Genomic DNA, 20224 nt, shown 5'->3' on the forward strand with positions numbered 1-20224 from the left:
TGCAAGCCGGGCGCGGATGCGAGATGGTTCAGGGATGAGTGCTGCGAAGAAGCGGTTGCCGAAGAAGCTGTACGAGCAGGAGCTACTGCGGCTGCAGGCCGAACTGGTGAAGCTGCAGGAGTGGGTCCGGGTCGAGGGCGCCCGAGTCGTGGTGATCTTCGAGGGACGTGACGCCGCCGGGAAGGGCAGCACGATCAAACGCGTGACCGAATTCCTCAACCCCCGCGTCGCGCGGATCGCCGCGCTCCCCGCGCCGACCGAGCGGGAACGGTCGCAGTGGTACTTCCAGCGGTACGTCGACCACCTGCCGGCCGCGGGTGAGATCGTGCTGTTCGACCGCAGCTGGTACAACCGGGCCGGCGTCGAGCGGGTGATGGGCTTCTGCACCAACCAGGAGTACGCACGGTTTCTGCATCAGTGCCCGATCTTCGAGCGGCTCCTGGTCGAGGACGGCGTACTGCTGCGCAAGTACTGGTTCTCGGTCAGCGACAGCGAACAGGAGAGCCGCTTCCGCAGCCGCCTCGAGGACCCGATGCGGCGCTGGAAACTCTCCCCGATGGACCTCGAGTCGATCACCCGCTGGGAGGACTACTCGCGCGCCAAGGACGAGATGTTCGTCCACACCGACATCCCCGAAGCGCCTTGGTACGTCGTCGAGAGCGAGGACAAGCGCTCCGCGCGGATCAACATGATCGCGCACCTGCTGTCGACCGTGCCGTACCACGAGGTCCAGCGACTGCCGCTAGAACTGCCACCGCGGCCGCCCACCAAGGGGTACGAACGCACGCCGCGAGAGATGCAGACCCAAGTCCCCGACCACGCGACCGAACTCCGGCGCTAGCGGTCCAACGCGTCGAGGGGGTTCGCGGCGATCCTGGAGCTGAGGCCGGACTTGACTGCCCGGGCGGCGGAACTGTCCGGCTTCCGCTCGGCCTGAGCACGGAAGCACGCGAGGAACTCGTCCGCGAGCCCGAGCCGGGGATACCGTCGGAGTACTTCGTCCTGGAAGGCAGGGCTGAAGTCGTCGAGGTTCTTCCCGACGATGTCCACCGCCGCCGCTCGCGACAGCAGGTGGCCCTCGGGATCATCGGCCACGTCCACGTCGGGCCACATGTGCCTGACGATCACCTGACCGAGGCGTTCGCGGCGCTCGCTCGGCCAGCCGGCACCCGCGGCGAACACGCGGGCGACATGGCCGCCGGCCTCCTCGAAGGACACTGTGTGACTGTCGAACTCCGGCGCCAGGCTGATGTCGTGGAACATCGCAGCCACGAACAGCAACTCGCCGTCGCACCGGATGCCGTGCTTTCTGGCGTATCCGGCCGCCCACAGGTAGACGCGGTGCGAGTGGCTCAGCAAGGCAGCGGACTGGTAGGCGGAAGCCACCTCCGAAGCCGCCAACGACGCGGCGGTATCAGGAATCACGAGGTCCACGACGGTCATCCTTCGACGGTACGGCGCGGACGCCGCGCCGGGCGAGCCAGGAGTCTGTCAGGATCTCGGTCAGTTCGGTCTCGCCCAAGCGGTCGAGCCAGGCCCAGATCGTCGCCTTGACCTTGAAGACGTTGACGACGAAGAAGACGTCTGAGCGGTCCGCGAGGATGTCCGGAGCGTCGAGGTCCAGGGACCAGAATTGGAGGATCTCTCGGCCGGTGTCGTCCCATCGGAGTCTGGCGAATGGGTGGCGGCCGATATCGAAGGTCGAGGATCCCTCGTGTGCATGGCCGGGCTTGGCGCCGGCGAGTTCACCGGCGATCCGTTCGACATCCTGCCAGGTCGCCATTCACTCAATCTCTCACGATTGCTGACCGATCTGTGCGGTTCGGTCGCGGCCGGCCTCGGTTGCGACCATGACAGTGCCGCGGAGGCCGGCTTTTTCGAGTTCGCGGATCGCTGTGATGGTGGTTCCGCCCGGGCTACTGACGGCGGCGCGCAGGCTGACCGGGTCCTCGCCTGAATCACGAAGCATCGCGGCCGCGCCCACGGCCGTCTGAATCACCATCTCCTCGGACAGGGCACGAGGCAGTCCGAGCAGCACCCCGGCGTCGATCAACGCCTCCGCGAAGTAGAAGAAGAAGGCCGGTCCGCTCCCCGAGAACGCCGTGATCGCATTCATCTGACTCTCCGGCACCCGGGCCACCTTGCCGACCGCGCGGAGCAGCGACTCGGCCCGCTGCAGATGTACGTCCTCCGCGAAGGAGCCCGCGCTGATCGCCGTCATGGCTTCACCGACCGAGGCCGCCGTGTTCGGCATCGCACGTACGACGGGTGTCTTCGGCGGCAGGCCGCTCTCGATCTGAGTCGTGCTGATGCCGCCGACCACCGAGATGACCAACTGCTCGGCCGTCAACTGCAACCGAGGGAGCAGATCCTCGACGTGGTAGGGCTTCACCATGATCAGGACGGTGTCAGCCGCCCGAACAGCCTGAGCGAGATCCAGCGTCGAAACACCGAAACGATCGCGCAGGTACGCCGCTCTGTCGGGCAACTGCTCGACCACCGCGATCCGATCCCGATCCAGCAGCTCGCCGTCAAGCAGGCCGGACAACAACGCCGCGCAGATGTTGCCGCCACCAATGATCGCGAGCCGACCCGGCGCTGTCATCGCAGCACGAATCCGGTGCCGAGCGGATCGTGGGGATCCAGCGTGAAGGTAGCGCGGCCGGTCTCGTAGGCCATACCGGCGACCTCGGTGACGACCGCGTCATGGCCGTCGGCGCGGACGAGTTCGGTCACCCGGCCGAGGAACGTCGTACCGACGATCGACTCGTGCCGCAGGGTTCGCCCGATCGGCAGCCGGCCGTCGTGGGCCAACAGGGCGATCCGGGCGGAGGTGCCCGATCCGCACGGCGATCGGTCCAGCTCGCCGTCCGCGAAGATCGTCACGTTGCGCTGGTGCGGGCCGTCGGCATCGTCGCCGAGGTCGTCGTACAGAATGGTGCCGTAGATGCCGTCGAGGCGGCTGTCGCTCGGATGGCGCGCCCACTCGGTGTCGTTGAGGGCCCACTTGATCTCGCGCCCGACCGCGATCAGGTCCGCGGTGTGCTCAGGTGCCACGCTCAGACCGACGGATCGAGCCGCGACGAACGCGTACAGGGCGCCGCCGTAGCTGACGTCGGCCTGCACCTGCCCCCGGCCGGTCTTCACTTCGATGCCACGGGCAACGACGTACGACGGAATGTTCCGGAACGCGACCTGCTGCACCTCGCCACCCACACAGGTCACCCGCGCGACGACCCGGCCAGACGGAACGTCGATCAGGACCTCCGTGTCACCGTCCGCAGCAGCGGCTACCTGCCCGGTCCGGACCGCCCACGCGCCGAGCGCGATCGTGCCATGCCCACAAGCCGTCGAGTAGCCGTCCTTGTGCCAGAACAGCACACCCAGGTCGGCGCCGTCGTCGTCAGCCGGCACCAGGAATCCGCCGTACATGTCGGCGTGGCCACGAGGCTCGTTGACCAGCAGTTGCCGTACGGCGTCAACCTCCGCCGACCCCTGCGCATACGACCGCCGGTCGAGCACCGTCGCCCCAGGAATCTCCGGCAGACCTCCCGTCACGATCCGAAACGGCTCGCCGGCGGTGTGGTAGTCCGTCACGCTCACCTCGGCCATCACCATGTTCACCCGTCCCTCGCTTGCTGGAATGCCTCGATGAAATGCTCGGCCTCAGCAGTTGACCAGATCAACGGTGGCCGGATCTTCAGCACTCCCCCACCTGGTCCGGTCGTGCCGACCAGTACGCCGTACTCCCGCATCCGCTCGGCGAACTCCGCGGCATCAGGCAGCTCGACCCCGATCATCAAACCCCGCCCACGCACCGTCAGGTCCGAAGGCAACCGGGCTCGCAGTACGTCACCCAGTTCGCCGGCCCGCGCCACCAAACCCGTCTCCTCGATCACGTCCAGCACCGTCAGCGCGGCAACGCACGACACCGGGTTGCCCGCGAACGTGCTGAAGAACTCGTCGACCGCCGAGAACTGCTCCGCGATCTCCCGGCGCGTGATCAGCGCGGCCACCGGATGACCGTTGCCCATCGGTTTGCCCAGCGTGACGAAGTCCGGCGTGAGCCCGAAGTCGAGGAATCGCCAGAGATTCCGACCACCCCGCCCGAATCCGGCCTGCACCTCGTCCGCCAGGAACAGCCCGCCGGCCGCTCGCACTTCGTCCTGCAACCCCCGCATGAAGTCGTCGCCGGGCGTCAGGATCCCCGCGCTGCTGAACACGCTGTCGACCGCGAGCAACGCCACCTCATGACCACTCCGACCCAACTCGGCGCAACCGGCGCGGACCCCCTGACGAGCATCCGCGGACAGCCGTGGCGCCTCGAAGGTCGCGACGTGCGCGGGTCGCGCAGATGGCGGGTACGTGTTCGTCGACCAGGCGGCGGTAGCTTCGCTGACCCCGTGATACGCGAGGTCGGCGACCAGCACGCCGGATCGGCCGGTGGCGATCCGGGCCATCCGCCAGGCGAGGTCGTTGGCCTCGCTGCCGGAGTTGACGAACACGCACGTATCCAGCCCCTCCGGCATGGTGGCGACGAGCCGTTCGGCGAGCTCGACGGCATGCGGATGCAGGTAGCGAGAATTGAGGTTCAGTACGGCGGCCTGCCGCGCGATCGCCTGTACTACAGCCGGATGCGCGTGCCCCACGACCGGAACGTTGTTGTAGGCATCGAGATACCGCCGCCCGTCCGCCGTGTACACCCACGCCCCGGCTGCCCGCACGACCTGCAACGGCTCGCGGTAGAACAGCGGCGACAGGTCACCGCCGAGCGCGGCCCGCCGGCGAGGCAGCAAGCCCGGGTCGGCGGCCGACGAGACTCGCGACGTACCGCAGAGCCGATGGAAGCGGTCCGCGAGCTCATCGGGATCCATCCCGGCCAGCTGATCCAGGATGCGCCAACTGCCGGCCACGAGGCTGGTCAAGTACTCCTCGTTGTCGGGGAACAGCGGCGCCCGCCAGGCCGAGATGAGGATGCTCGCAGCGGAGCGGGCGAGCACCAGTTCACCGATCAGTGCGACCTCCGCAGGATCGAGCGGCAGGACGCGCTGGTAGGCGTCGAGGAACTGACGCGCGTCGGTCCACAGGTCGTCGGTCTCCCTCAGCAACGAGGTCAAGCTGATCGCCAGGTCGCAGACCCGGGCGGTGTGATGCATGTCCCCGAAGTCGATCACGCCGGTGATGCGCCCGTCGCCGATCAGGACGTTGCTCAAGGTCAGATCCCCGTGCAGGGCCGACGCGGGCAGCCCGCGGGTCGCGTCGGCGAGTCCGGCGAAACGGTCGAGCAGTCCACGCAGACGCGTACGACGGGCCTCGTCCTGCAGGTTCTCGACGTACCCGCCCAGCTCGACGACCCGACGAGGATCCCAGTCGAGCTCGCGGTACGCCGACGGGTGCCCGAAGCCCTGGAGCGCGCGAGCCAATCGAGCACACATCGTCCCGAAATCAGCCGCGAACCAGGACGGAAGCGCACCCAGGTCAGCATCCGAACCGGGTAGGACCGTGACAACGCGGACCTGATGCGTGCGCCCGTCCGCGGCGTCGAAAGTGGCGATCGGCGCACCGGTGGTCGTCGGCAACAGACGGGGTATCGGAAGGTCCGGATCGACTGCCTCGACGTGCTGCATCGCGGCGCACTCCATCGCGATCTGGCCGGCGTCGTCGCCCGAGTTGGAGATCTTCACCACCAACTCCGAACCGGCCAGGAAGTTCCGGTCCCGCTCACTCCGCAACTCGGTCAGGTGGGCGGCGACGCCGTATCTCTCAAGGAGCAACTGTCCAGCCGCCCGGGCGTCGACCGCCGGCGGATCCGCCACCATACTCGGGGTCCGTTGGGTCATCAGGGGAGGACGAGTGGGCCCGCGTCGATCAGCAGGGACGGTACGACGACGCTCTCCATGAACGTCTGGTCACAACGGTCCCGGATCGAACCGACGCCGATAATCGCGTTCATCACGTCCTCCATCCGGAACGTGAACCGCAGCTGCGGATGCCAGCCGACCAGCTTGCCGCCCTCGGCCCAGTACGTCGCATCTCGCGTCGTACCGGTGACGAGAGTCTCCTTCGGATGCAGCACCCGTAGATAGTCGAGCCGGTTCACCACTAGCCCGCTGCCGCACTCGGCCAGCAGTTCGTCCTCGGTCGACGTACCCGCCTCGAGCAACAGATGCGACGGAACCGGATCACCACCGAACCGCCACCCGTCCGGTACGGCGTGACCTGTCGGCACACCGCCGGTGAGTCCGGCCCGGCGCCGGTCCGACACCAGCCCGACCAGTACTCCGTCCTCGATCAACGGCGTCCGCCGTCGAACGTTGCCCTCAGCATCGAATCCGCTGGGCAGGCCGTCCGGGTCGCAGCCGTCGTCGACCAGTGTCACCAACTCGCTGGTGATCTTCTCACCTAGTCGGCCGGACGCCGCCGACCGTCCGGTCGCGTACGCGTTCGCACCCAGGACCGCGTAGCCATAGGTGGCGATCAACGCGTTCGCAGCCTGCGGCTTCAGCAGGACGCGGCAGGTGCCGTGGTGCGCTTCGACCGTGGGCAGTGGCCGCAGGGCCTCGCGCAGCCGGTCCGGGATCTCCTCGATCGGGAGCTGGTCGGCGTCGCGGTGCATGAGCCGCACGCTCGCGGACTTGCCGTCCTGCTTGGCGATCGCCTGGATCGATGCCTTGGTCAACGTCTCGGCGCGGAACAGTCCGCCGGACTCGGCGACGACCCGATCCAGGACGTCGTACCGGATGGCGCCGCCGAGTTTGACCGACGGGTCCAGGCCGTCGCGCACGGTGCTGAACCACCGGTGCCGGACGGCGGGATCCGATTCGAGCACGGACGGGGCTGGCGGGATCGCGGGGGTCGCCGCCGAGTGGTCGCCGTCCGGTGTGGCGGTGCGCTCCTGGCCGGCGGGCAGATCGGCGAGCGCCGCGGTCAGCCGGTCTGCAAGCGAACGGACCGCGTCGGGCGCCAGCGTCTCCAGCGATCCGGCGACCGATCGGCCGTTCCGGTTGACGCGGACGCGGACCCGCAACCGGCGTTCGCTGTGCTGCGCGGTGATCTCGGACTCGGCGTACCGCAACAGGTCGGCATGCTCACCGAGAATGTCGAGCCGAGCCCCGTCGCCGAGAATATCCAGTGCCTGGCGCACCTCTGTTTCGCTGATGCTCATCGTCCCACCTGTACGTTCTGGAAGCGGCCTGGCACGGTGCCGTGGCCGACGTGGGCTACCTGCAGCGGCTCACCTTTGTTGCAGGACGGGACGCCGTGCACCTTCCACTCGTCCGGTCCGCCCAGCGCGTCGAGACTTCCCCAGAAGGTCGGGGTATCGCTCTGGTACGTGCAGTTCTTCAGTATCCGGCCGATCTTGCCGTCGCGGATCTCCCAGCCGATCTCGGTCTGGAACCGGAAGTTCATCCGCTGGTCGTCGATCGAGAAGCCGCGGTTGATGTCGACGAGGATGCCGCGCTTGGTGCCCTGGATCATCTCGTCCAGCGAGGATTCGCCTGGCTCGAGACAGATGTTGGTCATCCGAACCAGCGGCAGCCGCTGCCATCCGTCCGCCCTGGCCTGTCCGGTCGACTGCAGTCCGAGCGCGCCGGCGTACTCGCGGCTGGACATGTAGCCGGTGAAGACGCCGTCCTTGACCAGCTGGGTGCGTTGCGCCGGCGTGCCCTCGTCGTCGTACTTGAACGAACCGAGTGCGCCGGGGATCGTCGCGTCCGCGTACGCCGAGACGATCGGCGTACCCCACTGGAAGTTGCCGCGCCGTTCGGGCGTCGCGTACGTACCGCCGGCCAAGCTGGCCTCGGTCCCGAGCGCGCGGTCCGCCTCCATCGGGTGACCGGCGCACTCGTGCAGCACCATCGCGAGTTGATTGCTACCAGCAACGAGCGTGGTGACCTCGTCGGGACACTGCGGCGCGGTCAGCAGCGCGACCGCCTCGGACGCGACCCGGGCCGCGTTCTCCGGCAGGCCGAGCGACAGCACGTGCTCGAAGCCGGCCGTGGCGAAGTCGCCGCGTTGCCCGCGGATCTGCCGTGGCACGCCTTGCGGGAAGGATCGGCGCTGTACGTCGTTCCCGTCGCCGGCGTTGACCATCAGGCCACCGCCGCTCTCGGTCAACGTCTGCTCGATCATCGCGCCCTCGGTGTTTGCGAACACCTTCTCGTCGCGGTAGAAGTCCACCGACGCCTCGATCTGCTGGACCAGCGGACCGGCCGTCGACGCCTCCTTCACCGTCGCCGACAACAGGTCGAGCTTGGTCGAGAGCGGCACCTTGAACGGGTCGATCTCCATCGGAGACGACCACGCATCCCGCGTCGTCACCGGCTCACCCAGTACGACGTGCCCGCCGCCGGCCGCCCGAGCCTGCCCGACTGCCTGCCCGACGACCGCGTCCAGACCCTGCGGGTCCAGGCGGTGGGTCGCGGCGAACCCCCACTGGCCCCCGATCAGGACCCGCAGGCCGAGCCCGAGGGAGTCGTCGTAGTTCACCTCGCCCGGACCGTCGAGCTCGACCAGGACCTGTTCGTGGGTACGCCGGACCACGCGGATGTCGCCGTACTGGACATCGGTGGGCAGTAGGCCGAGCACCACCTCGGCCAGATCACGGAAACCAGTCACAAGCGGACCTCCGATGCACAAGGTTGGGGGATTCGAACGCCTCTTCCGGCACTGTAGCAGACACTACGAGATTTTGAGAAGACGTTGTGTTCACTACAGGAGCCACTACATGAGAACGGCCCCACGCGGAGGGCGTGAGGCCGTTCGTCAAGCAGGGCAGGGGAAACCAGGGGTCACCGCCGTTTCGGGCGGACATCGATCGCCAGGCTGATACTGAACGCGACCAGCACCAAGGCACCGCCGATCAGGGTCAGCGCGGTGTCACTCAGCGCACCGCTCAGCATGGCTGCCACCATCACCGCCAGGGTGATGACGACGGCGACCGCGATCTTCCAGTCGTCGCCGATGATGAAGTCGTACCAGAACTGTCCGAAGGCCTTGAGGAACTTCACTTCTTCACCTCCACGGCGATGTCGCCGGCCGGATTGGATATGGCCGGGGCGGGTACGGCGGGCTTGCGCAGTACCGCAACGAAGATCCGGCTGAGCAGCAGCCAGGCGGCCAGCAGGACCAGGATCATCAGGTCGTGGCCCGGCCAGTTCAGGCTCTCGCGGCCGTCCCGGAAGATGCCGATGCCCTCGATCGCCCAGTACGTCCCGAACGACGCGAGCAGCAGGCCCACGCCGTACTTCAGCAGGTTCTCGTTGATCATCGACAGCGGCCGGCGCAGCGCGATCGCGATGCCGAGCACGATCACCACGGCCGCGGCCGCACCGAGGCTGGCGGCCGGGATGTTGTCCGCGTTCAGGCCGAAGGTCAGCACGATGAACACGACCTCCATGCCCTCCAGGAACACGCCCTTGAACGAGACCATGAAGGCGAACAGGTCCAGGCCCTGCTTGGACTCACCGGCCGCCTTGGCCGCCTCGACCTCCTCGCGGTAGATCGCGTCCTCGTCGTGGACCGCCTTCCGCCCGGACGATCTGAGGATCGCCTTCCGCAACCACTGCAGGCCGAAGATCAGCAGCAGCCCACCGATCGCGAGCTGCAGCGCCGACTCCGGCAACCAGTTCGCCAGGGCGTAGCCGGCCGCGAGCGTCACCACCGCGAGCGCACCGAGCGCCGCGAAGGTCCCGATCAGCGCCGATCGCCAGTTCCGGGTGTACCCCATCGCCATCACGATCGTGGTCGCTTCCACCATCTCCACGAAACACGCGACGAACGTCGCGATGATCAGTCCCCACGTTGCCGCGTCCATCCAGAGATCCTCTCGTTTGCAACATCTGTTGCATGTAACGATAGCTACGGCGAACGAGAAGTGTCAACGCAGGGCGTCCGCCAGCGTCCTCGACGAGATGTTGCCGCCGCAGGACACCACCGCGACGCGCTTGCCGGCCAATTCGGTACGGCGTTCCCGCGCGGCCGCGAACGCCAGCGCCGCCGAGCCCTCGATCAACTGATGCTCGGTGTCGATCACTGTCCGCAGCGCGTCCCGGATCGCGTCCTCCTCGATCACCACCCAGTCGTCGACCAGCTGCCGACACAGATCGAAGGTGATGCTGCCCGGCTCGACACTTCCCGCCGTACCGTCCGAGAGAGACTCCGCGGCATCGACATGGACGATCTCGCCCGCGCGGACGGACGCCTCCATACCGGCGTCGAGCGCGGGCTGAGCGCCGTACACGCGAACCTTCGGCAGGTGTTGTTTCAGGACCGACGCGACCCCGCTGACCAGTCCGCCGCCGCCAACCGCGACCACCACGGCATCGAGTGGTGCACCGTCGAGCTGCTCGAGGATCTCCACCGCGACCGTGCCCTGCCCGGCAATGATGTCGGGGTCGTTGTACGGCGGGATGTAGGTCAGGTCGTGCTCCTCGGCGTACGCCCGCGCCTTCGGCTCGAGCACCCCGGAATCGTTGCCTTCGGCCCGTAGTTCGAGACCGAGCCGGCGCAGCGCGGCGACCTTGCTCGGCGACGCGTTCTCCGGCAGGTAGACGATGCCGTGCCCGCCCAGGGTCGCCAGCGCGTTGCCGACACCGAGGCCGTGGTTGCCGGTCGACGCGGTCACCACGCCCGCCTGCCGTTGCGCGTCGGTGAGGGTGAGGATCTTCGCCAGCGAACCACGCGCCTTGAACGAGCCGGTGCGCTGGAGGTGCTCGCACTTCACCAGCACCTCCGCGCCGAGCTCGTCACTGAAGGCGCCGAACCGAACGAACGGTGTCGGCGGCAAGTGCTGGCGCAGCGACGGTGCGACCCGCTCGGATCGCTCGGCAACTTCCGTCGGGCTCAACGTCATGCGGTGCTCCTTATCCGGTTGCCACTGACAACTGGGCGCGTAGCCCGGCGCGCAGTGGGATACACATCGGTTTGCCGCTGACGGGGTGCGGCACGACTTTGGACTCCACCCCGAACACGTCGCGGATGATGTCGCAGGTGAACACGTCTTCGGGCGTTCCCTGCGTGACCAGCTCGCCGGACTTCATCACGAAGACGTGGTCGGCGTACTCGGCCGCCATGTTGAAGTCGTGCAGCACCATCGCGACGGTTTTGCCCTGCTCCTGGTTGAGTTGGTGGAGCAGGTCGAGGACCTCGAGCTGGTACGCGACATCCAGGTACGTCGTCGGCTCGTCGAGCAGGATCAGATCGGTGCCCTGCGCGAGACACAGCGCGATCCACACCCGCTGACGCTGACCGCCCGACAGCTGATCCACGTGCTGGTGCCGCAGTTCGGCGGTCGACGTGACCTGCATGGCCCACTCGACGGCTTCCTTGTCCGCGGTACTCGGGGTCTTGAGCGAGGTGCGATGCGGGTGCCGGCCGAACCAGACCAGGTCCTCGACCGAGATCGACTCCGGAGCCACCAGGACCTGCGGCAGGATCGCCAGCAGCCTCGCGACCTCCTTGGTCGGGGTGTCCTGGATCGACTTGCCGTCCAGGATCACGCTGCCCTTGGCCGGCGGGAGCAGCCGCGCCAGCGCCCGGAGCGCCGTACTCTTGCCCGAGCCGTTCGGGCCGATCAGCACCGAGACCTTCCCGTCGGGGATGGTCAGGGTCAGATCCTGAGCGACGACCCGCTGGTCGTAGGCGAGCTGGACGCCTTGTGCCTGCAGACGCATGAGGAGTTCCTACCTTCCGGTCTTCACGAGCAGGTACAGGAAGTACGGTCCGCCGACGACGGCGGTGATCAGTCCGGCGGGGATTTCCAGCGGCGGTGCGATGCCGCGACCGAGCATGTCGGCGAAGAGCATCAGCAGTACGCCGAACAATCCGGCCGCGGGAAGCAACGCGAGATGGCGGCCGCCGAACACGCGCCGGGCCATGTGCGGGGCGATCAGCCCGATGAACCCGATCGTGCCGGACACTGCGACTGCCGCGGCGGCGAGCGCTACCGCGAACAGCAGCAGGGTCCGCCGCGTCCGTTCGACCGGCTCCCCCAGGCCGGCGGCCAGGTCGTCGCCGAGGCCGAGCACATCGAGTTTGCGAGCCCAGACGATGATCAGTGGGACCAGTACCGCGACCCAGGGCAGGATCTCGAGCACGGAGCTCATCGAGCGACCGAACAGGCTGCCGGTCAACCAGATCAGCGCCGCGCTGACGTCGAGCGGGTTACGGACGAGCAGGAACCGGATGCCGGCCTCGAACGCCGCCGACACCGCGATGCCGACGAGCGCGATCCGAATCGGCGTCGCACCCCGCCGGTACGCCAGCAGATACACCAACGCCGCTGCCACGAGACCGCCGACGAACGCGGCCGGTACGACGGCCGCGACCGGGATGCCGGGGATCGCCAGCAGCAGAAGCATGCCCGCGAAGCCTGCGCCCTTGGTGACGCCGACGACGTCCGGGGCAGCGAGCGGGTTGCGGATGACGCCCTGCATCACGCCACCCGAGATCGCCAACGCGATACCGACCAGCCACGCCAGCAAGACCCGCGGCAGCTGGAACTGGACGACGATCTGGGCGGCCTGATCGGTGGTGTCACCAACGATCGCCTTGAGGACGTCTGCCATCGAGACGTCGGTGGCGCCGACACTCAGGCTGTAGAACGACAACAGCACGGCCAGGACCCCGAGGGAACCCATCAACAGGCGCGGATGCCGTTGCGCAAGGGTCGTACTACGAACCCGCTGCGCCACAATCGCCGTACTGGTCATGATGCGGTCACCTTCTGCCTGCGAGCGAGGTACACGAAGATCGGGGCGCCGATCAGAGCCGTGATGACCCCGGCCGGGACCTCGTACGGCGGTTTGACGTACCGCGAGACGATGTCCGCGTAGAGCACCAGGACAGCGCCGCCCAAGGCACACAACGGCAGCAGAACCGTGTAGCTGGAGCCGACCACGCGGCGCATGATGTGCGGCACTATCAACCCGATGAACGCCACCGGACCGGCTACCGACACCGCCGCGCCGCACAGCATGATCACCAGGGCGGAACCGAACAGCCGGGTCCGTTCGATGTTCTGGCCCAGGCCGCGGGCCATGTCGTCGCCCAACGCCAGCAAATTCAGCGGACGCGCCATCGCGAACGCTCCCGCCAGACCGACGATCATCCACGGGAGCAGATTGCGAACGTCGGGCCAGCCGGCGAAGTTCACCCCGCCGACCAGCCAGAACAACACACTGTCCGCGGAGTTCTCGTCGAAGATGATCAGCACCTGCGTCAACGAGATCAGCAGGCTGCTCGCCGTCACGCCGGCCAGCGCGAGCCGCACCGGGCTGACCCGGCCTCGCCCCGAACCCGCCAGCAGCATCACCGATACCCCTGCCGCCGCGGCGCCGCCGAACGACAGCAGGATCGTCGGCGCACCGGACAACGACGGCACCACGGTAATCGCCAGCACGACCACGAAGGCCGCGCCCGCGTTCACGCCCATGATCTCCGGCGCGGCCAACGGGTTCGCGGCCACGGCCTGCATCAGCGCGCCGGCGACCGCCAGGGCGGCGCCGACACACAACGCCAGCACCACCCGCGGCATCCGGATCGACTGGATGATCATCTGGTCCGGCTGATCGGCCCGGAAGATCGCCCCCGGGACCCGGGACAGCGGGATGTGCTGACTCCCGATCGACAAGCCCCACAGCACGCCGGCCACGATCACCACCAGCAGCACCAGCGTTGCCCAGGTGACCCGCTGCTTGTTCGTGACGATCTTCGGACGCTTGTGCGTGGCGTCCTCGGTGGGTTGGGGCACGGTGCCCACGGACAGCGTCATGTCACTTCCCGTAGAGGAGTTTGACGGCTTCCTGGGCGACGACCTCGGAGGCGATGAGGCCACGCGACCGGGACCACTCGTTCGGGTCGACGTCGTACGTCGCGTTGTTCTTCACCGCCGGCAACTGCTTCCACAGCTGGTTCTTCGCCCAGGTGTCGCGCAGTGTCGGCCCGTCGTTGGGCGCGATGAACATGATGTCCGGTTTGGTGGACACCAGTGTTTCCAGCGTGAGCGAGACCGACGCATCGGTGCCGCTGTCCGGCAAGGCCGAACCGATCCCGATCGCGGACAGCACACCAGGCGTGTAGGCCTTCGGCGGGAAACCGGTGAAACCCTTCTCGGACGCCCGCACGAACAGCGCCTTGCGGCTCTCGCCCGGAGTGGCCTCGGCCTTCAGGTCCGACATCGTCTTGGCGTGCTCGGTGAGCCGTTGCTTCATCTGGTCACACTTGTTCAGCGCGATCGCGGTCGACATCTCGCTGTCCAGCACCTGCTGGTAGTTGCCGTTCAGGCTGGCGTAGGCGATCGTCGGCGCGATCTTCGACAGCTGCGCGTAGATCGCCTTGTGCCGGCCGCTGTCGGCCACGATCAGGTCCGGCTTCAGTGCCGTGATCACCTGGATGTTCGGCGTCGCCCGCAGGCCGACCGACTTGTACGGGCCGACCTTCTCGTGCAGCGCGGGGATGATCCGCTTCGGTTCGTTGTCATCGGCAACACCGATCGGCGACATCCCGACCGCGACCAGGGCGTCGACGAAGGAGTACTCCAGCGCCACCACCCGGGTCGGGTTGCCGGTGATGGTCGTCGTACCGAGATCGTGCTTGACGGTGCGCGTCTGCTTGCCGCACTCGTCCAGGTTCACGCTCGGGCCGACGCCGGGCGCCGCGGCGGCACGGTCTGCGTTCGGCGCGGCTCCCGCGGCCGGTGATGTGGATGAGGCGGAGTTGCCGCAGGCGGCCAGGGCCCCGGCGGCGACGGTCAGGGCGAGTACGGCGGCAGCGCGCCGTACCAGGGTGGCGGAGTAAGACATGGCACGTGCTCCTCGAAACTAAGGATGCGTGGCGGGGTCATCGGGGTCATCGGAGGCCGGCGAGCGCGTGGGCCGGGCCGGGTACGTCGGGACGGTCCTCGGGACCGGGACCGTCGTACAGGTTCCAGGGCACCTGCTGGTAGCTGTTCGCACACGGCAGGCCCGGGGTGAGCCGATAGGTGCCCGCGGTCAGGTCGACCAGGCTGGACACGATGGTGGCGTAGCGGTCGAGGTCGTGCCGGCGCGGATCGACGTGCTGGCAGACGGCGTCGGGGTGGCCGAAGTGGTCGCTCATCGCGGCGCGAACGGTGGTGGCGACGGCTTCGTCGGTGCTGCCGTCGCGGCGGAGCCGGCGAAGGCCCGACTCGACCCGCGGCACCCGGTAGAGCGAGTCGACCGAGAACGGGCGGTAGGTGTTCTCGATCTGCGGCGGGATGAACGCCTGGAAGTGGTTGCCATGGACCAGCAACCCCTCGGTCGGGTACATCCAGCCGTTCCTGCCGGGGGTGGTCTCGACGTCGATGGCGAAACCGTCCCGGTGGGTGAGCAGAAGGTTGCTGGACAGGCTCTGGCGGGCGTCGAAGACCGCGTCGAGCGCGTCGTGGAAGTCCCAGCTCTCCAGGACCTTTCGGCGTACCAGCGCGCCCGGGACACCGGGCCCCGTGCCGAAGCCGGCGCCGAGGCCATTCGCATTGAGGGCGATGCCGGCGGAGTTGGCGCCGTGCCGGCCGACCTGGCCGGCCTCGACGTGGCAGATGATTGTGGGCTTGCCCGGCTGCGCGATCCGGAGCGCGACGACGGTGTCCGCGACGCCGGCCCACAGATCCCAGTTCTGTCCGGCCCAGGTGTGCCCGAGTGCGTTGGCCTCGGGCAGTACGGCGAACGAGGTGCAGCCCTCGTCGTCGTCCTGAGGCTCGAACGGGTTGCCGCGAGTCAGTTCGCCCCGGCTGTTCAGGGCGACGATCTCCTCGAACGTCCGGCCGGAGCCGTCGGCGATTCCGCGCAGCTCCGGCACGATGTCCGGCAGGTAGCCCTCGATGATCGGCACCCAGGCACCGGCCCGGTCCAGTACGTCGGACCAGGCCAGGCCGGTCTTGTGAGCGATCGACTCGGCGTAGAAAGCCACCGATGCGGCGATCTGCTCGCGGGCCGCCTCGCCGTACTGACGGCCGCGCGCTCGCGGGTCCGGCGCCGAGATGTCGATAGTGTCGATCACAGAGGGCTCCCTGAGCTGAACTGAGCTGAAGCGTTGTGTTCACTACGAATATTCATTTGACGGTAGTGATCGCTACAATCTCTGTCAACGGATACGCGGATGAAAGATCCGACGGGAGGGAATGTCATGACCACAGCGGAGATCAAGCCACCGACCCTGCAGGAACGCGTCGCGGCACGGCTCGGGGAGCTGACCGCGACCGAACGCAAGGTCGCCGAATACCTGTCCGCGCACCCGCAGGAGGCCGCGTTCTCGTCCGCCGAGGAGCTCGGCCGGGCAACGGGCACCAGCGACGCCAGCATCGTCCGCACCGCCAAAGCCCTGGGGTACGACGGTCTTCCGGGGCTGAAGCGAGCGCTACAGGGCCACCTGCAGACCCTGCTCTCGCCGGCCAACCGGCTCAGCGCCAGCCTCGAATCACTCGGCGACGGACCCGAGACCGTCCTCCGGGCGACCCTGCGCGACCACATCGAGCACCTGACGATGGCCGAGCAGACCATCGACGGGGACGAGTTCCGCCGAGCCGTCGAGCTCGTCGACGCCGCCCGCGAGACGGTGATCTGCGGGTTCGCGGGTCTGGACGGAGTGTCGGAGTACATCGCCACGCACCTGACCCGGATCGGGCACCGGGCCCGGACCGCGACCGAGACCGGCTACCGGCTCGCCGACCGGATCCTGCTGCTCGAGCCGACCGACGTCGTCATCGTGATGGCGCACAACCGGGTGAACCGCGAGACCCGCACGATCATCGACCATTGCTCAGCAGCCGGAGTACCGGTGATCCTGCTGACCGACACCCTCGGCGAGGCACTGCGCGACGAGGTCGCCGTGGTCCTGTCCGCCCGGATGAGCCGGCCCGGCGCGTTCACCAGCCAGGCCGTGGTGCTGGTCCTGCTCGAGGCGCTGACCATCGCCGTGGCCGCCCGCGACCGTGGCCGTGCACTGGAGAACACCGAGCGGATGAACCATCTCCGCGAGGAACTCAACGGCTACCCGCTGGCCGACGAAACCGTCCTCGGCCATCCCCAGCCGAGACCCCGCCGCAAGTGACTCAGACGGTGACTCAAACGGTGCCTCAAACGGTGCCTTCGGTGCGTTCGTAGACGTCGGCCTCGAACTCCTCCAGCAGGCGTTCGCAGTCCGCGACCTTGGACCGGGCGAGATCCTTGCCGTCGGCATCCATCCAGTCGCGGTCCTCGACCTTGGTCAGCCAGCGGCGGAGCTTCTCCAGGTCCTGGCGAATCTCCTCGGCCTCCTCGAACGTGTAGTTCTCCCGGAACCGCTCGAACTCGATCTCCTTGACGAACTTGGTGTCGCACTCCTCGACGATCTCGGCGTACTCCTTGGCCGACTGGGTCCGGAAGCCCTCGACGAACTGCTCACGGGCGTCGTCGTCGACCTCGGTCAAGGTCAGGAACACGCTCGAGCCACCCAGCTCGGTGACCCGCTCCCGCACCTTCTCCATGCCGGCCCGCAGTTCCTCCCGGTCCGGCAGCACGCAGACGGCCTGCTGCACGTAGAACCCGCCGAGTCGCTTGAGCTCCCGCCACACCGCCACCCGGGCCCGCGAGGACTCGCTCGGCACCTTGTAGATGAGCAGCAGCCAGCTCTGGGAGCTCTTGGCCTTGGTACGTCGGGTTGCCATGCCGGACAGGTTATCCGTTGACACGAGTCCGCAGCCCGTCGACGAGGAACGGCATCACCTCCTGCCAGTCCGCGACCAGGCCGACATCGCAGTGCGCGAAGATCTCGGCCGCCGGATCGGTGTTGATCGCCAGTACGGTCCCGGCACGGCTCGCACCGGCCAGGTGGTTCAGGTTCCCGGACAGTCCGACGGCGACGTACATCCGGGGCGCGACGCTGCGGCCGGTGATGCCGATCTGACGACCGTGCGGAAGCCAGCCCTCGTCGGTGACCTTCCGGGTGGCGCCGAGTTCGGCACCGAGCAGGACGCGCATCGCCTCGAGTTCGTCGTACTTCTCCGGTGGTACTCCGCGACCGACCCCGATCACCACTTCGGCCCGGTCCAGGGCGTCTCCGTCGTCTCCGGTACGACGATCCGCGCGGGCGAGAGCGGGATCCGCCGCGACCGCCAGGGCGCGCTCGGTGACCTGCCTACCGGCGCGCGGGGTCCGCAGCGGCAGGAGCCCTGTTCTTAGTGTGGCGATCTGCGGTGTTCCATGACTGACGATCTCGGCCAGCGTCCCGCCGCCGGACGGCTTCAGCCCGGCCAAGCGACCGTCCTTCGCCGTCAGACTCACCAAGTCGGACATCAGCCCGGCGCCGAACACCACCGCCAGCCGGGCCAGGACCTCGCGGTCCCACGGCAGGGCTGCGCCGAGCACGGCCCACGGCTCCCATTCACGGATCCATCGCGCGAGCGCGTGCGCCACGGGTCGTGGTTCGTCGCCGCTCAACGTGATCACCTCGTCCGCACCCCACTGCGCGAGGTCGCCACCACTCTCTCTTGTTCGCACCGCCACGACGGCGCCGCCGGCCTCCGCGGCAAGAGCTGCGGCCGTACCGAGCAACGCTCGCGTCCCGGCAGCGGATCCTGGGCCAACCAGGGCGACGACATCCGGACCGTGCCGTTGCGGCGTCGGAACGGGTTCGGCCGGCTGGGCGACGGGCGCGTCGAAGCAGCCCCGGTCGATCAGCTCGGCGATGGCCCGGCGTACCTGCGTTTCGGGACGGCCCCGGAAGATCACCGGATCCCTGGTCAGCGGGGCCGGGTGGACCTGGGCGACCTTGGTCGGGCTGCCGGGCAGACCCCAGGCGCCGGCGGCGAGGTCGGTGGTGCTGACCCGGCGTACCGCGTCGGACGACGGCCAGGACTCGGCCGGAACCTTGGCCGGCGAGCAGGAGCGTTCGGCCACGGCGACCACGGCCGGGAGATCAATAAGGACAGATTCGGTGCCGGAGTCGTATTGAACTGTGGTGCGGAGGCGCCTGCCCTCGGCCTCGAGGGTGAGGACGGGGCCGGTGAAGGGCAGGCCAAGGAGCTCCGCGAGCATCGCGCCGACAGCTCCAGTGCTGCCGTCGACAGAACTCGCGCCGACCAGGATCAGATCGGGAGGATCGTCCAGCACCGCGATCGTCGAGGCGAGCGCGCGTGCGGTGACCAAGCAGTCCGACCCGGCCAGCGCGGGATCCGACAGATGTACTGCATCGTCGACACCCCATCCGAGGGCTTCCCGCAGTACGTCGACGGCGCCGGGCGGACCCATGGTGATCGCCGTACTGCGGCCACCCGTCTCCCCCGCCAGCCGGACCGCCTGGGCCACCGCCCGACGGCACCACGGGTTCATCTCGGTGACCGCACCGGCCCGTTCGAGCCGTCCGTTGGCGTCGAGGCGACCGCTGTGGTCGCCCTTGGGCACCTGCTTCACCAGAGCCGTGACGAGGAGGTTCATGACAATCCTGTGCCTACCGCCAGGCCGATCGCGAAGGTGACCGCCGCCGACAGCCCACCGAGAAGCAGTTGGCGGCCGCCGCCGTACCAGAACGGGCGGGCGGTGATCTTGCCGACGATGCCGCCGGTGACGACCAGGCCGAGGGCGCTCAGCAAGAGCGCGGGGAGCAGACTGCCGATACCGAAGACGAACGGGATCAGCGGGATCACGGCGCCGATCGCGAAGGCCGCGAACGACGAACCGGCGGCCACCCAGGGCGAGGGCAGGTCGTTCGGGTCGACGCCGAGTTCTTCCCGCACGTGTACGTCGAGCGCGACCGCCGGGTTGACGGTCAGCTCGCGGGCGACCTCGGCGGCGAGCTCGGGGCGCAGACCCTTGGCCTCGTACATCAGCGCGAGCTCGCGTTCCTCCTCGGCCGGGTGGATCTCGAGCTCGCGTTTCTCGATCGCGATCTCGGCCCGCATCAGCTCGGTCTGGGACGAGACCGAGGTGAATTCGCCCGACGCCATCGAGCAGGCACCGGCGACCAGTCCGGCCAGGCCGGTCATGATCACGATCTTGCCGGTCGCGCCGCCGCCGACCACACCGGCGACGAGAGCGAAGTTCGAGACCAGGCCGTCCATCACGCCGAACGTCGCGGGCCGCAGCCAGCCGCCGGTGACATCGCGATGGGAGTGGTGGAGCTCAGGGGTTTCCGCAACTTCTGCGGTCATTTCAGGGATCCTTCCGCAGTGAGGTGAGCCTTTCCGTACTGAGGTTTGCGTAACCTCAGTTAATCTGCATCACCTGTT

Annotated in this window: 20 protein-coding genes; 2 read left to right on the plus strand and 18 right to left on the minus strand. The window is 68.1% G+C overall.

What is annotated here, in order from left to right:
• The first annotated feature begins 34 nt into the window (after nt 1-34).
• Nucleotides 35-841 (plus strand): polyphosphate kinase 2, encoded by an 807-nt coding sequence (ppk2, locus tag EV650_RS16250; protein ID WP_134119583.1) that lies wholly within the window; start codon nt 35-37, stop codon nt 839-841.
• Here the strand turns inward: ppk2 and EV650_RS16255 are convergent.
• From EV650_RS16255 to EV650_RS16325, 15 genes are all read right to left on the minus strand, one after another.
• Nucleotides 838-1443: an HD domain-containing protein gene (locus tag EV650_RS16255; RefSeq protein ID WP_134119584.1), complete on the minus strand. Its 606-nt coding sequence runs from the start codon at nt 1441-1443 to the stop codon at nt 838-840. The genes ppk2 and EV650_RS16255 overlap by 4 nt on opposite strands.
• Nucleotides 1415-1783, minus strand: a complete 369-nt coding sequence (locus EV650_RS16260; protein ID WP_134119585.1) for a hypothetical protein — start codon at nt 1781-1783, stop codon at nt 1415-1417. The genes EV650_RS16255 and EV650_RS16260 overlap by 29 nt, the downstream gene beginning before the upstream one ends.
• A gap of 12 nt (nt 1784-1795) precedes the next feature.
• Nucleotides 1796-2605, minus strand: a complete 810-nt coding sequence (proC, locus tag EV650_RS16265; RefSeq protein WP_134119586.1) for a pyrroline-5-carboxylate reductase — start codon at nt 2603-2605, stop codon at nt 1796-1798.
• Nucleotides 2602-3618, minus strand: coding sequence for a proline racemase family protein (locus EV650_RS16270; protein ID WP_134120102.1), 1017 nt, complete (start codon nt 3616-3618; stop codon nt 2602-2604). Before EV650_RS16270 ends, proC begins: the two co-directional genes overlap by 4 nt.
• 2 nt (nt 3619-3620) lie before the next feature.
• Complete coding sequence (locus EV650_RS16275; RefSeq protein WP_134119587.1) at nt 3621-5840, minus strand: aminotransferase class III-fold pyridoxal phosphate-dependent enzyme; 2220 nt, start codon at nt 5838-5840, stop codon at nt 3621-3623.
• Entirely contained in the window at nt 5840-7165 is a 1326-nt protein-coding gene (locus EV650_RS16280) for a metallopeptidase TldD-related protein (protein ID WP_134119588.1), read from the minus strand. The genes EV650_RS16275 and EV650_RS16280 overlap by 1 nt, the downstream gene beginning before the upstream one ends.
• Complete coding sequence (locus tag EV650_RS16285) at nt 7162-8619, minus strand: TldD/PmbA family protein (RefSeq protein WP_166678155.1); 1458 nt, start codon at nt 8617-8619, stop codon at nt 7162-7164. The genes EV650_RS16280 and EV650_RS16285 overlap by 4 nt, the downstream gene beginning before the upstream one ends.
• 173 nt (nt 8620-8792) lie before the next feature.
• Entirely contained in the window at nt 8793-9011 is a 219-nt protein-coding gene (locus EV650_RS16290) for a hypothetical protein (protein ID WP_134119590.1), read from the minus strand.
• The gene (locus EV650_RS16295) at nt 9008-9817 is read right to left on the minus strand and encodes a COG4280 domain-containing protein (protein WP_134119591.1); all 810 of its coding nucleotides are present in this window, start codon (nt 9815-9817) and stop codon (nt 9008-9010) included. The genes EV650_RS16290 and EV650_RS16295 overlap by 4 nt, the downstream gene beginning before the upstream one ends.
• 63 nt (nt 9818-9880) lie before the next feature.
• On the minus strand, nt 9881-10855 hold the full coding sequence (locus EV650_RS16300) for a pyridoxal-phosphate dependent enzyme (RefSeq protein WP_134119592.1): 975 nt from the start codon (nt 10853-10855) through the stop codon (nt 9881-9883).
• 10 nt (nt 10856-10865) lie between these two features.
• Nucleotides 10866-11675, minus strand: coding sequence for an ABC transporter ATP-binding protein (locus EV650_RS16305; protein ID WP_134119593.1), 810 nt, complete (start codon nt 11673-11675; stop codon nt 10866-10868).
• Nucleotides 11676-11684: 9 nt separating this feature from the next.
• Entirely contained in the window at nt 11685-12713 is a 1029-nt protein-coding gene (locus tag EV650_RS16310) for a FecCD family ABC transporter permease (protein ID WP_202874547.1), read from the minus strand.
• Entirely contained in the window at nt 12710-13774 is a 1065-nt protein-coding gene (locus tag EV650_RS16315; protein WP_134119594.1) for a FecCD family ABC transporter permease, read from the minus strand. The genes EV650_RS16310 and EV650_RS16315 overlap by 4 nt, the downstream gene beginning before the upstream one ends.
• Nucleotide 13775: 1 nt before the next feature.
• The gene (locus EV650_RS16320; RefSeq protein WP_134119595.1) at nt 13776-14804 is read right to left on the minus strand and encodes an ABC transporter substrate-binding protein; all 1029 of its coding nucleotides are present in this window, start codon (nt 14802-14804) and stop codon (nt 13776-13778) included.
• Nucleotides 14805-14850: 46 nt separating this feature from the next.
• Entirely contained in the window at nt 14851-16020 is a 1170-nt protein-coding gene (locus EV650_RS16325) for a C45 family autoproteolytic acyltransferase/hydrolase (protein WP_134119596.1), read from the minus strand.
• A gap of 126 nt (nt 16021-16146) precedes the next feature.
• Between EV650_RS16325 and EV650_RS16330 the strand changes: the two genes are divergently transcribed.
• Entirely contained in the window at nt 16147-17070 is a 924-nt protein-coding gene (locus EV650_RS16330) for a MurR/RpiR family transcriptional regulator (protein ID WP_166678156.1), read from the plus strand.
• 25 nt (nt 17071-17095) lie between these two features.
• Here the strand turns inward: EV650_RS16330 and EV650_RS16335 are convergent, their stop codons facing one another.
• Genes EV650_RS16335 through EV650_RS16345 form a run of 3 tightly spaced genes read right to left on the minus strand, consistent with a single transcriptional unit; the run spans nt 17096 to nt 20146 of the window.
• Nucleotides 17096-17665, minus strand: coding sequence for a Chromate resistance protein ChrB (locus tag EV650_RS16335; RefSeq protein ID WP_134119598.1), 570 nt, complete (start codon nt 17663-17665; stop codon nt 17096-17098).
• 10 nt (nt 17666-17675) lie between these two features.
• Complete coding sequence (locus EV650_RS16340) at nt 17676-19433, minus strand: FAD-binding protein (protein WP_134119599.1); 1758 nt, start codon at nt 19431-19433, stop codon at nt 17676-17678.
• Nucleotides 19430-20146 (minus strand): VIT1/CCC1 transporter family protein, encoded by a 717-nt coding sequence (locus EV650_RS16345; RefSeq protein ID WP_134119600.1) that lies wholly within the window; start codon nt 20144-20146, stop codon nt 19430-19432. The genes EV650_RS16340 and EV650_RS16345 overlap by 4 nt, the downstream gene beginning before the upstream one ends.
• Nucleotides 20147-20224 lie beyond the last annotated feature (78 nt).

The sequence above is a fragment of the Kribbella kalugense genome, assembly GCF_004365875.1.
Classification (GTDB): Bacteria; Actinomycetota; Actinomycetes; order Propionibacteriales; family Kribbellaceae; genus Kribbella; species Kribbella kalugense.

Coding starts and splice junctions, on each gene's coding strand:
- EV650_RS16275 (WP_134119587.1), bottom strand. CDS start 5,840: ATGACCCAACGGACCCCGAGTATGGTGGCGGATCCGCCGGCGGTCGAC.
- EV650_RS16310 (WP_202874547.1), bottom strand. CDS start 12,713: ATGACCAGTACGGCGATTGTGGCGCAGCGGGTTCGTAGTACGACCCTT.
- EV650_RS16280 (WP_134119588.1), bottom strand. CDS start 7,165: ATGAGCATCAGCGAAACAGAGGTGCGCCAGGCACTGGATATTCTCGGC.
- EV650_RS16255 (WP_134119584.1), bottom strand. CDS start 1,443: ATGACCGTCGTGGACCTCGTGATTCCTGATACCGCCGCGTCGTTGGCG.
- EV650_RS16300 (WP_134119592.1), bottom strand. CDS start 10,855: ATGACGTTGAGCCCGACGGAAGTTGCCGAGCGATCCGAGCGGGTCGCA.
- EV650_RS16270 (WP_134120102.1), bottom strand. CDS start 3,618: ATGGTGATGGCCGAGGTGAGCGTGACGGACTACCACACCGCCGGCGAG.
- EV650_RS16320 (WP_134119595.1), bottom strand. CDS start 14,804: ATGTCTTACTCCGCCACCCTGGTACGGCGCGCTGCCGCCGTACTCGCC.
- EV650_RS16345 (WP_134119600.1), bottom strand. CDS start 20,146: ATGACCGCAGAAGTTGCGGAAACCCCTGAGCTCCACCACTCCCATCGC.
- EV650_RS16335 (WP_134119598.1), bottom strand. CDS start 17,665: ATGGCAACCCGACGTACCAAGGCCAAGAGCTCCCAGAGCTGGCTGCTG.
- EV650_RS16260 (WP_134119585.1), bottom strand. CDS start 1,783: ATGGCGACCTGGCAGGATGTCGAACGGATCGCCGGTGAACTCGCCGGC.
- EV650_RS16330 (WP_166678156.1), top strand. CDS start 16,147: ATGACCACAGCGGAGATCAAGCCACCGACCCTGCAGGAACGCGTCGCG.
- EV650_RS16305 (WP_134119593.1), bottom strand. CDS start 11,675: ATGCGTCTGCAGGCACAAGGCGTCCAGCTCGCCTACGACCAGCGGGTC.
- EV650_RS16315 (WP_134119594.1), bottom strand. CDS start 13,774: ATGACGCTGTCCGTGGGCACCGTGCCCCAACCCACCGAGGACGCCACG.
- proC (WP_134119586.1), bottom strand. CDS start 2,605: ATGACAGCGCCGGGTCGGCTCGCGATCATTGGTGGCGGCAACATCTGC.
- EV650_RS16295 (WP_134119591.1), bottom strand. CDS start 9,817: ATGGACGCGGCAACGTGGGGACTGATCATCGCGACGTTCGTCGCGTGT.
- EV650_RS16340 (WP_134119599.1), bottom strand. CDS start 19,433: ATGAACCTCCTCGTCACGGCTCTGGTGAAGCAGGTGCCCAAGGGCGAC.
- ppk2 (WP_134119583.1), top strand. CDS start 35: ATGAGTGCTGCGAAGAAGCGGTTGCCGAAGAAGCTGTACGAGCAGGAG.